5 protein-coding genes are annotated in these 12,714 nt (G+C 57.0%); all 5 read left to right on the forward strand.

What is annotated here, in order from left to right:
- Window positions 1-397: 397 nt before the first annotated feature.
- On the forward strand, window positions 398-2,098 hold the full coding sequence (locus tag ACWHYD_RS08895) for a hypothetical protein (protein ID WP_447965542.1): 1,701 nt from the start codon (window positions 398-400) through the stop codon (window positions 2,096-2,098).
- Window positions 2,099-2,339: 241 nt separating this feature from the next.
- Window positions 2,340-4,058 carry a hypothetical protein gene (locus tag ACWHYD_RS08900; protein WP_447965543.1) on the forward strand — a complete coding sequence of 573 codons (1,719 nt, stop codon included), beginning with the start codon at window positions 2,340-2,342 and terminating at the stop codon, window positions 4,056-4,058.
- 47 nt (window positions 4,059-4,105) lie between these two features.
- Window positions 4,106-7,825, forward strand: coding sequence for a hypothetical protein (locus ACWHYD_RS08905; RefSeq protein ID WP_447965544.1), 3,720 nt, complete (start codon window positions 4,106-4,108; stop codon window positions 7,823-7,825).
- A 144-nt stretch (window positions 7,826-7,969) separates the two neighbouring features.
- A complete protein-coding gene (locus ACWHYD_RS08910) occupies window positions 7,970-11,722 on the forward strand; it encodes a hypothetical protein (RefSeq protein ID WP_447965545.1) in 3,753 nt (1,250 codons plus the stop codon).
- Between the two features lie 446 nt (window positions 11,723-12,168).
- Window positions 12,169-12,633, forward strand: coding sequence for a tRNA (uridine(34)/cytosine(34)/5-carboxymethylaminomethyluridine(34)-2'-O)-methyltransferase TrmL (gene trmL, locus ACWHYD_RS08915; protein WP_447965546.1), 465 nt, complete (start codon window positions 12,169-12,171; stop codon window positions 12,631-12,633).
- Window positions 12,634-12,714: the final 81 nt, after the last annotated feature.

Here is a 12,714-nt window from a genome sequence, read left to right on the forward strand (position 1 = left end):
CCTGGGGCCACTTGAGGCCTTTCTTTTCTTGGCTCACGACGAGTGCCTCTGTCCTCGCTTTTCAGTGAGGCTACCGAATATGCCCGATTCGAGATGATTTTCGTGAACTCTCACCTCTCATCGTATTTACTCAAATGATATTCCCATGTACAGGACTGTGAGCGTGGGTGGTCACAGACTGGTATAGGGGTTGGGCGAACGGAGGCGGTTTTCCAAAGCCGATCTTCCTAAAACGTTGTGAGTCATGCCACATGTTTCTGAAATGCAGAACGTGAAAAAATTTTTGACAAAAAAAGAGAAAAATGTTACCCAGGCGAAAACTATGCCTCTTTAGGTTGACGTAACCGGTAATTCAAAAAGAACATTCCTCTCACTGTATCTCTCTGGGGAGGCTTTCATGTATAGGCATTTTCTTTTTGGACTCATGATCTTCGGGAGTATGTTTGGTGCGATCAGCGCACTGTCATCTCAGTCGGCAACCGCGCAAGCCACCGACACGTCCCCGGCCGGCATGGTGGCGTACTTTTCGACGCAAAGCGAATGTCCCGATGGCTGGGAGTCGGCGACCTATTTGCAGGGACGTCTCGGCCTGGGGACAACCGATACGGCCGATTGGACGCTCCTCAAGCAAGTGGGCACGGCCCTTGAAAATGAAACAGCCCCGTCCCACGACCATCCGTTTGGCGTGACGCTGAGTCTTCCTCAAAAAACGGTCGATACGGGTTACTGCGGTGGAAGCACCACGGGGGGCGCGAAGAAGGGAGACTATACGGTTAACGGTCCTGCTTTGAGCGGCGACACGGGTCTCCCCCTGTTCCAGATTCTTGCGTGCGAGAAGAAAGACAGTGGACAATCGCCGCCACCGACAGACGACTACGGCACGTCGGCGCTGGCCTTCTTTAATCTCAATTCCTGTCCAACCAACTGGCAGCCGGCGATCGGCTACCCACAGGGCTATCAGGTGACCTGGAGCGGACCACAAAATTATAAGGTGGTGATCACCTTTGACGGCACGGACAGCGATAAGGATGGTGTTCTCAGGGGACGGGGCTCCGACCCGTCGAAGATCGCCGGAGGCAAAACAAACGAACTGAATTTTTGGAACATGGTCGTTTTCCAGAATAATCAGACAAAGGCCACCTATACGTGGAACACACAAAAATCCCGTTCCGACTTCAACTTCAACTATGCCCTTGCCGGTCAAGAAGTGTACGCCTCCGTGCAGTACTCTGAAGAAAACGGTCTGAATGCGGGTATCACGGGATCAGGAGCCACCGACTATAACTTTTTTTCGAATCAAGCAGCCGACGGAATCTGGCTCGTCCAAGCAGGGGAAAATAATCAGGCCGCCAAAGGTCCATTGGGGAACACACAATTCACGGCGCGAGCGTCATCGTCATCCGTCGATGGCTATTTTGTCATGCCCTTCGAAGCGCCGCCCGATGGGACCGTCGGAACCCTGGTTGGCAATCCCTATTCCAACGGTGAAGAGCGTACCCATACGCATACCCTGACCTCAAGCATCAATCTCGATACAAGACAGTATGAGCTCGCGCCCTGGCCCGCTAGTTGCTCAAGCCTGACCAGCGACGGTAAGCACTCGTTTAGCGGTAAGACAGAGGGGGTATTCAATAATGTGCCATACACCCAGCTCCTCCTGTGCGAACGGGAACCGAATTTTTCATCCGCCAATCCGCCGGCTGGTGTTCCAACCAACGTGGTGACGTTCTTCGGTAGTCAAAATTGTCCCTATGGCTGGAAACCGAGCCCGACGGGTAGCGGTCGCTTTCTCGTCGGCCTACCCGACGGCGGAAACGAGGATCAAGCGTTCGGCGGCGGGAATCCGCTGCAAACGCCGGGCGATCGGCCTCAGCATACCCATGGCCTCAAAGGATCGGTGTCGATTTCGGAGCAAAAGGTCGCTCTGGCATCGGGGACCGATTCGCCAGTCTTTGGTCATGACGGGACGTACGACTATAGCGGGTCGACCGACTCAAGCGATTTTGGCCTCCCGTATTTGGCCGTGGCGAATTGCCAGCCATGCGTCGTCAATGATTCCAACCCGGTCTGCCACGAACAGGCGCAGAGCAAGGAATAAGGATTCTCAACCCATACGATTCTGTTTAGCGAAGAGGAGCGGAAATGGCAGTGATCACGAACATCACCATCGGGAGGAATTGCATCGACGATTCTTTTGTTGACCCGGGAAGCGCCGGTCTCCAATGCGCTCACGCGAAATCTGTTTGGGGTGGGGAAAAATCCGGCCAGTTAAAATCTCGCCAGCGAGCTGTGAACGCTCAACGGGACGGGGAGCCGGTCCACTTCTTGGAGAGTATTTTATGCAGACCTTGATGTTTTCGCGTACGGGGCTCATGGTTGTTTCGTGTATTTTGGGCACGGTCAACGCACTGTCACCGCAGTCGGCCAGCGCGCAAGCCACCGACACGTCACCGGCCGGCATGGTGGCATTCTTTCCGCAAAGCCAATGTCCGACTGGATGGGAGCCCGCACCCTACGCACAGGGTCGGCTCCTGCTTGGCGTCACCGACTCCACGATGTACGACCTGGCCAAAACAGTCGGTACGCCCCTGACGAACCTCACAGCCCCGGCCCATCAGCACGACTTCACCGCTTCGGTCAGCCTCCCCGAGAAGCAACTCAATACCGGCGACTGCGGCTCGTTTGAGCACGATACCCAGCATAGGACCGACACTACGCACTACTACACCGTCAAGGGGACGACCCTCAATGGAGGGTCCTCCGACCTTCCGCTGTTCCAAATGCTCGCGTGTGAGAAGAAAGTCAGCGGTCAATCCCCGCCTCCAACCGACGGGTATGGAACCTCAGCGCTGGCCTTTTTCAACCTCCAGTCCTGTCCGGCCAACTGGCAGCCGGCCGTCGGGTATCCCCAAGGGTACCAGGTAACGTGGAACGGACCGCAGAACTACAAAGTCGTGATCACCTTTGACGGGACGGATAGTGACAAGGATGGTGTTTTGCGGGGACGTGGATCCGACCCGTCGACGATCGCAGGAGGCAAAACGAACGAACTGAATTTTTGGAACATGGTCGTTTACCAGAATAATCAGAAAAAGGTCGCGTTCACGTGGAATACACAGAAAGCCCGCCCCGATTTCAACTTCAACTATGTCCTTGCCAGCAAGGAAGTGTACGCCAACGTGCAGTTCTCTGAAGAAAACGGCCTGAACGCAGGTGTCTCTGGGGCAGGAGCCACTCAATATAACTTTTTTTCAAATCAACCAGCCAGCGGAATCTGGTTAGTCCCAGCGGGAAATAATAATCAAGCAGCCAAGGGTCCGTTGGGGAACAATCAATTTACCGAGAGCACGCCTACATCCACCGTTGACGGCTATTTCGTCATGCCATTCGAAGCGCCTCCGGATGGAACCGTCGGAACCCTGGTTGGCAATCCCTACGCGAATGGTGAGCAGCGTTCGCACAGCCATGCTCTCACCTCAAGCATTAGCCTGGACTCGTATCAATTTGAGAAAGGGGTTGGGGTATGCCACGATCTGACCAGCCCCGGCACCCACACGTTTAGCGGATCGACTGTCGCCACATTCAACAATGTCCCCTACACTCAGCTCCTGCTCTGCGAACGGGACCCCACCTTCTCCACACACAATCCACCCACGGTGCCCTCCGACGTCGTGACGTTCTTTGGCACCCAAAATTGTCCCTATCCCTGGAAATCAAGTGCCACGGGATCCGGGCGTTTGCTCGTAGGTCTGCCAGACGGCGGCACCCCGAACGAGGCCTTCGGGAGCGGGAAACCGCTGACGGCTCCCGGCACCAGGGTTCCACATACGCATGGCCTGAAAGGATCGGTCACGCTAGACGACCACGAGAAGGTCGCCCTCGCGATTGGGACCAATTCAGCTCATTTCGGCATGACCGGGACCTACGACTACGGCGGAACCACCGATGCGGGGAACTTCGGCTTGCCCTACCTGACAACTGCAAATTGCCAACCCTGCAGTGGGCCGAACGATGCCAATCCGGTTTGCAGCGAACAGGAGGCGCAGGGAAAGGAATAAAAATTCCCGTCACACGAACTCGGCTTCATCACGGAGGAGGAGAGGACATGACGGCAGCGATCACGAACATCACCATCGGCGTGAATCTCATCGACGATTACCTGTTGACCCAGGAAGCGCCGGTCTCCAATGCGCTCACGCGGAATCTGTTCACGGTCGTGCAAAACCCGGCCAGTCAAGATCCCACCAGCGAACTGCTGACCATCGATGGGGACGGCGATCCAGTGCATTTCTACCCGGACCCTACGTCCCAATCGGGCTGGACAACGGTGAAACTCGGGGCCACGGCACCCGATAACACCGGCCCCTGCAATCGTCTCGTCGGGTTTTATCACCAGGGTACCCTCAACGCCCTCTGCTACTACCCCCTCAAGACGGGGGCCGGAAGCAGCGCGGTGTGGATGCAATCGTCCGTGGCCGGCACGTGGACCCCCGCCTCGTTATCCGCCACGGCGAAGAACTGGATCGGCTACACCTATCAGACGGATCAGTACGTGGACACCGACGGCCATGCCTATTTGTACGGGGTTACGGGCAACGTCACCCCCCACGCCTTCTTTGTCTTGACCTATTCCACCGATCCGCAAACCGGCACTCCACAATGGATGCCGATCGCCGAGCGGTACCCGACACAATTCATCCCGGAAATTTCCGATCCCGACACGGCGGCCTTTCGCCTCACCGAAGGGACGGGCGGCAGCGGGTCGGTCACGGTCCTCTGGGTCGATGGCAGCACCATCTCGCATGAGGACGCGACGGTGACCTGGTCAGAACAGAACAACCAGCAGACGGCCACGTTTACCTGGAGCGAGCAATCGTCCACGTTCAACCCGGGGAAAGGCACGCTGACCGCCGACAACCTCTATGCGCTCCCCGGCGAACTGGGCAGCGGCCAGCTACTGCTCCTCGATGCGACCAACACGCTCTGGCTCGTGGCGAATTTCTATGCGGCGCAACCGTCGATCACCCAGTTGACCGGGCTTGCGAATCAACCGAAGAGCGCGACGGCGGTGGGGGTGGGCGTCGACAGCAGTCAGACCGTGACCATCTTTGCCATCGAACCGGGCAGCAACTATCTGTGGTATCTCCAGCAGACGGGGAGTGGCTCGCTCACCTTCGGCAGTTGGGTGCAGTTGGGCGGCACGCTGCTCACCCTGAACTGCCCGGCCTACATGCGGGCGGGGCCGGAGCTATTCTCGGCCGGGCTCGCGACGGATCCGCAGTCAGGGGCGAGCGCTCCCGCGGTCTTTCACATGGATCAGAACCTGCCCGGCGGGCCCCAGGGCAATGGCGATTCCCCAGGCACACAGGTCTGGTCGACCCGCAAGGTTTCCGCGCCCCCGGCGCCGGCCAACACGACGCCGACTCAAACGGCCACGTATTCCATGGAGTTGGCGGGGTTTGATGCGGGCAACAATCCTGTCGCGGCCGGCACGGTGACGGTGACGGCCGATCAGGCGGTCACCGTGGTCTGGAACAGTTATGCCTATCATATCGGCCCTACCACCCCGCTCACCGTGGAGTTGGACGAAAGCGGGCAGGCCACGGTCCTCTATGAAGCGGTGGGCCTGACGCCGCCGGTCATCACCTTCACGGCGGTGGATGCCAGCAACCACATCACGGGCTCACGGTGGTGCCGGGGTGATGTGGTCCAATACATCCAGGCTCTGGACGGGACGCCGCTGGCGCCGCTGCCGGACTCGGTGGCTCCGCAACTGCAAACGGTGACCGGCACCGATCTGATCAATCAGGGCTTAACGGGGGGCGCCTATTCCCAAACCGACACCGCCAACACGGCGGCACAGGCGATCAATTCCTCCGGAAACTGGATGAGCCAAAACCCGACGGACTCCACGGGGCAGGGGGCCATCGACCTAAACCAGATCAAAACGCCGCATTGGGAGATCGACTTCGCCCATCCGGAGGGCCCGCGGTTCCGTGTGCTCACGGAAGAGGAAGCGCGTGATCTGTTGCGCAACCGGCGGGCCACCGGCCAGTTAGGCTCATCCGGCAGCATCTTCGGAGATGTAGCACATTTCTTTAAGCACGAGTTCGATCAGCTGACCTATTTTGCCGCCACGGTCACCGACGGAGTCCTCAATATCGTCTTCAATGATTTGGAGCCGTTCGTCATCTCGACCATCAAGCAGGCCGGCGCGGCCCTCGAAACCATCTTCTCGAAAATCCGGCAACTGGCGGATGAGATCTACAAGGTGCTTCAGGAGGTCATCGCCTGGTTGAAGATGCTCTTTGATTGGGACGATATTCTCAATACCCATACGGCAATCAAGTACGCCGTCAATCAAACCTTATTCACCAATCTGATGACCGTGGTCGGCGATGCGGAGAACGACCTGTCGAAGTGGTTCTCTTCCCTCAAGTCGGACATCACCAATGTCTTCGACAATATCGAAAGCCACTTCGACAATTCGACCAGCTTCAATAATTTTGCGAACAATGCCCAGACAGGGGCAGCAACAGCCACGAACACCAACGTGCTTGCGGGTACGACGACGCTCAACACCAACCAGCAGCATGCGTCGAAGTGCAATTATGTCTACAGCCGTTCGAAGACCTCCTTCGGAACCATAGGCGCCGTGGCGCCTGCGGGAGTGCCACCCGGCCTGGTCGGGAGCGATCCGACGACGGCCATTATTCAGGCCATTCAAACCAGCATCATGGATCCGACAAACGCCAATGGGCAGTCGCTCTATACGGTCTACTCACAAAGCCTGCTCAATTTCATAACAGACACCTTGAGCGATCCCAGTAATTTTTTGGATCTCATTATTCTCCAATTCCTGGAAGCCGCAAAAGATCTCGTGCTCTTTGTGGTCGATGCCGTGGAGGCGGTCCTGGAAGCCATCCTCAATCTGCTCGAGGATGCGCTCGAGGCATTCCAAAGCATGATCACAGATTCAATCGACATCCCGATCATCACGTGGCTGTGGAAGAATGTGATCACGAACGGCGACGAGTTCACCTTGCTCGATCTGTTCTGCCTGATTCTTGCGGTGCCCGGTACCATCCTCTATAAAATTTTGTATGGGGGCTCAAACGCGTCGCCTCCCTTCACCAGCACAACCCTCGATGAATTGCAGCAAAGCCAGTTAGCTTGGCCGTCCATCCCGGCCCTTTCGGACAGTGGTGTCGAGTGGTCAGCGCCGGTCGGATATACGCCTCCCTCCAAGGAGGTGTTGGAGCCTCTGGGCATTCTCGCGGGACTTTCGTATATCGTCACGGGATGGTGCGCCATGAATATGGATCTCAAAGCGGCTGCGGGGGAGGACGATGCCTCAGCCCGAAACTACTCGATTCTTTCGGTTATTCTTGCGGGCTTTCAGATTGGTTCAACCGCTCCATATTCGGTTTTCGGCAAATCGTCGGGTGATTGGACGCAAGCCGACAGGTGGACACTCAACGCGTGGTTTACCGGGATCTTCCAGGCGTCGTGCGATGCCTGTTTCGTTGCGCTTTCCACGACCCACACGGCAACCGAGTTTGTTGATGGAGCCGGGCCGGTGGGTGACACCGCTATCGGTGTGTGCCAGGAAGCGGTCGGCATTGTGACCTGTATCTACCAAAGCCAATCGGGATCTGGATACTCCGGTTGGGACGCCGCCGGCAACGTCATTGGGCCGATTGACGAGAGTCTGAAGTTTATGCTCGATTGCGGTCCCGAAATCCAGACAGTTCTCATTTGTTTAGATTTGATCCTACCAATCGGAGTGTGTGTGACCACCTGCAAATCAGCCGAAGATGGTTAACCCGGTCCAGATCCGAGTTCCGTAAAGTCGGGGCCTGCTTCGCAGGTTTTCGACATTGCCAGCTCAAGCAACAAGGGTTGTCTGGAACATAACACATCAAGATCTCTATCCATCTTCATCCATTTTTTATCAGGAGGAGCGGACATGACGGCAGCGATCACGAACATCACCATTGGCGTGAATCTCATCGACGATTACCTGTTGACCCAGGAAGCGCCGGTCTCCAATGCGCTCACGCGGAATTTATTTGCGGTGGTGCAGAATCCGGCCAGTCAAGATCCCATCAGCGAACTGCTGACCATTGATGGGGACGGCGATCCAGTGCATTTCTACCCGGACCCTACGTCCCAATCCGGCTGGGCGACGGTGAAACTCGGTGTGACACCGCCCGCCAACACCGGAATCTGTAACCGCATCCTGGGGTTCTACCATCAGGGCACCCTCAACGCCCTCTGCTACTACCCCCTCAAGACGGGGGCCGGAAGCAGCGCGGTGTGGATGCAATCGTCTACTCCAGGCACCTGGGAGCCTGCCTCATTGTCCGGCACGGCGAAGAACTGGATCGGCTACACCTTTCAGACGGATCAGTACGTGGATGCCGACGGCCATGCCTATTTGTACGGGGTCACGGGCAACGTCACGCCCCACTCCTTTTTCGTCCTGACCTACGCCACCAACCCGCAAACCGGCACCCCACAATGGATGCCGATCGCTGAGCGGTACCCGACACAATTCACCCCGGAAATTTCCGATCCCGATACTGCGGCCTTTCGGCTGACGGAAGGGCCCGGCGGCAGCGGTTCGGTCACGGTCCTCTGGGTGGATGGCAGCAATATTTCGCACGAGGAGGCCACCATCACATGGACGCAGCAGACGCCCACGTTCACCTGGACCGGGCAGTCCGGGACGTTCAATCCCAACAAGGGCGCCCTCACGGCCGAAAACCTCTATGCCATTCCCGGCCCGCTCGGCAGCGGCCATCTGCTGCTCCTCGATGCGACCAGCACACTGTGGCTCGTGGCGAATTTCTATGCGGCGCAACCGTCGATCACGCAGTTGACCGGGCTTGCGAGTCAACCGAAGAGCGCGACGGCGGTGGGGGTGGGCGTCGACAGCAGTCAGACCGTGACCATCTTTGGCATCGAACCGGGCAACGATTATCTGTGGTATCTCCAGCAGACGGGGAATGGCTCGCTCACCTTCGGCAGTTGGGTGCAGTTGGGCGGCACGCTGCTCACCCTGAACTGCCCGGCCTACATGCGGGCGGGGCCGGAGCTGTTCTCGGCTGGACTCGCGACGGATCCGCAGTCAGGGGCGAGCGCTCCCGCGGTCTTTCACATGGATCAGAACCTGCCCGGCGGGCCCCAGGGCAATGGCGATTCCCCAGGCACACAGGTCTGGTCGACCCGCAAGGTTTCCGCGCCCCCGGCGCCGGCCAACACGACGCCGACTCAAACGGCCACGTATTCCATGGAGTTGGCGGGGTTTGATTCGGGCAACAATCCTGTCGCGGCCGGCACGGTGACGGTTACGGCCGATCAGGCCGTCACGGTGGTCTGGAACAGTTATGCCTATCATATCGGCCCTACCACCCCGCTCACCGTGGAATTGGACGAAAGCGGGCAGGCCACGGTCCTCTATGAAGCGGTGGGCCTGACGCCGCCGGTCATCACCTTCACGGCGGTGGATGCCAGCAACCACATCACGGGCTCACGGTGGTGCCGGGGTGATGTGATCCAGTACATCCAGGCCCTGGACGGGACGCCGCTCGCGCCGTTGCCGGACTCGGTGGCTCCGCAACTGCAAACGGTGACCGGCACGGACCTGATCAATCAAGGTTTGACGGGAGGGGATTATCAGGAAGCCGGCCCGGCTAACACCGCCGCGCAGGCGATCAATTCCTCCGGAAACTGGATGAACCAAAACCCGACGGACTCCACGGGTCAAGGGACTATCGATCTGAACCAGATCAAAACGCCTCATTGGGAGATCGACTTCGCCCATCCGGAGGGCCCGCGGTTCCGCGTGCTCACGGAAGAGGAAGCGCGTGATCTGTTGCGCAACCGGCGGGCCACCGGCCAGTTAGGCTCATCCGGCAGCATTTTCGGAGATGTAGCACATTTCTTTAAGCACGAGTTCGATCAGCTGACCTATTTTGCCGCCACGGTCACCGACGGAGTCCTGAATATCGTCTTCAATGATTTGGAGCCGTTCGTCATCTCGACCATCAAGCAGGCCGGCGCGGCGCTCGAAACCATCTTCTCGAAAATCCGCCAGCTCGCGGATGAAATCTACAAGGTGCTTCAGGAGGTCATCGCCTGGTTGAAGATGCTCTTCGATTGGGACGATATTCTCAATACGCATTCCGTGTTTAAAGAATGTATGAATCAGACTCTGACAAACCTAAGTGGCTCCATCACTTATGCGCAAACAGTCGTCCAGAAAAACTTTGCGGAGGTGCAGGCAGAAGTAAAGGAAATCTTCACCAATCTCGAGTCGAAATTCGAACTGATCCAAGGGCAGAGCTATAACGACTTCGCGAATAGCGCTTCGGAAAGCCAAAACACCTTGGCCGACCCGAGCACCCAATCGACCCAGCAGCAACATGCCTCGAAATGTAACTACGTCTACAGTCGTTCGACACCCTCATTCACCGGGGCATCGGCCATCTCGCTGAGGGACCTGGGAGGCACCTTGGGCGACAGCGACCCCACGACCGTCATCACGGACGCGGTGAAGCAATACATCTATAGCGGCAATACTTCGGACCAAAACACGCAGCAGTTCAATTCGACCAATGCCACGCTGCAGAATTTTGTTACCGGGAAGATCACTAATCCCAGCAGCCTATTCGACCTCATCATCGTGGACTTGTTGACTGCGGCGGAAGATCTGGTGCTATTTATCATGGACGGCATCGAGTACGTCATCGAAGCGATTCTCTCGGTGGCGGCGTCCGCCATTAAAGCGTTTTCCGACCTGATCAACCAGCCCATCGACATTCCGATCGTCACTTGGCTGTGGAAGAACGTGATCACGAAGGGCGACGAGTTCACCTTGCTCGACCTGGTCTGTCTCATCTTTGCCGTACCGGCGACCATTCTCTACAAGCTTGTCGCCAGCACGCTATTAAATCCGAACGAAGCACCCCAAGCTCCGTTTTCCAGCAGCGACGTCACCACGATCCAGACCACCGGTCTCCCTTGGCCCACCATACCCTCCGAGGGTGTGCCGACAATGGCAGCGCGAACGTCGGACAGCTCTCAATTGTCTGCAAAGATTATGGCCAGTCTGACCGCCACCTCTTCGTTTTTTATGGGCCTTGGCTACCTCATGACCATGGTGAGCGATTACAAAGCCTACCAAAGCCAACAAGAAGGCGCTTTTGTCCCTTCACCCAAGGCCACGTTTTACTCCTACTTGAGCCTATTCTTTCGCTCAATGACATTTGCAACCGGTGCGCCGGGCAGCGTGTTTGCGAAACCCTCCTCCCAGTGGGCCATAGCCGATCGATGGACCGTGGGGCTGTGGAGCACACGGGGAGCGTTGGTCCTGGCGGATCTCGTGTATTGTGCCTTGTCCGTCTACAAGACAGGGGCAAAGTGGGTCCCGGTCTACGGGCCGGCGCTCAAATCCGCTATGGGCGTGCTTCATATTGGTATTGGGGCTGGGGCCAGCTACTATCAGCTGAGCGACAATAACTATAGCGATTGGGTGCCCATTAACAACTTTCTCCGACCGATCCCCAGCTGTTTCAAATTCTTGTTCTACGATCCACCGGAATCAGGGGTGTGGGCTCCGATTCCATGGTTACTCGTCATTGATGCCGTCGCCGGCGTCGGAGCGACCGCCACTCAGATCGGCGCCGCGGTGTATAAATTCCAGAATTCGAACTAGGGTACAGAAAATCAGGAGTGATTGCCTTGATAGGTTCCTGGCTTTGAAGAGGTTGGAAATGATTCTGCTCCCTACTTTCTGAACTTGAAATTGAAGGCCACCTTACCAACGGGACTGGAAATGTGTTACCAATCAAAGTGACACTAGGGGCCGGTGTGCGCGGTTGTGAGGAACACATTTTGTGCTGCGAGGTGTTAGGAGAACTCCGCCCTCTTGGGTAGCTGAAGAGCTGTTTTGCAGAGACGGACCATTTTAAACGCAAGCTATGCGTACTGGAAATGGAAAGCGAAGCCTCTCTTTTCCTGCCAGTTTTTCATACCCCCGCCCCCCATACCACGGCTTTCCTCAAAAATGGCAGCATTGAACAGTGAAGGCTGTTCGACTGACGGTCTGTCTTATTTGAAAGTATTCATGGAAGTCTCATATCCGGTTCCTTAATTCCTACGATGCTGGATGTTGTCCTCTACGAACCCGAAATTCCACCGAACACCGGGAATATCATTCGGTTATGTGCCAACACCGGATTCGGTTTGCATCTGATTCATCCGCTGGGTTTTGAGTTGGATGATAAGCGGGCGCGTCGGGCCGGGTTGGATTATCATGAATTGGCCAGGATGAAGGATTATCCCACTTTGCAAGACTACCTGGACGCTCAAAAGCCCTCACGAATTTTTGCGATCACTACAAAAGGACAGCGCCCCTATCATGACGTGGCCTTCCAACCTGGTGATGCTTTGTACTTTGGCCCCGAGACGCGGGGCCTGCCTGCCCATATCCTGGAAGCCCTTCCTCCGGACCATCGGTTGCGCATTCCCATGCGGCCAGACTCTCGTAGCCTGAATTTGAGCAATGCGGTGGCCGTGGTGGTCTATGAGGCGTGGCGCCAGTTGCAGTTTTATGGCGCCAAGTAAGCTAAAGGTCCGTAGGCGAGAGAGGCTAATTCTGCTAGAGTAGAGCCTTTCATTTTTGGCATTTCTCGGAGGAATCCTGAA

It is taken from the genome of Nitrospira sp. Ecomares 2.1 (genome assembly GCF_965152585.1).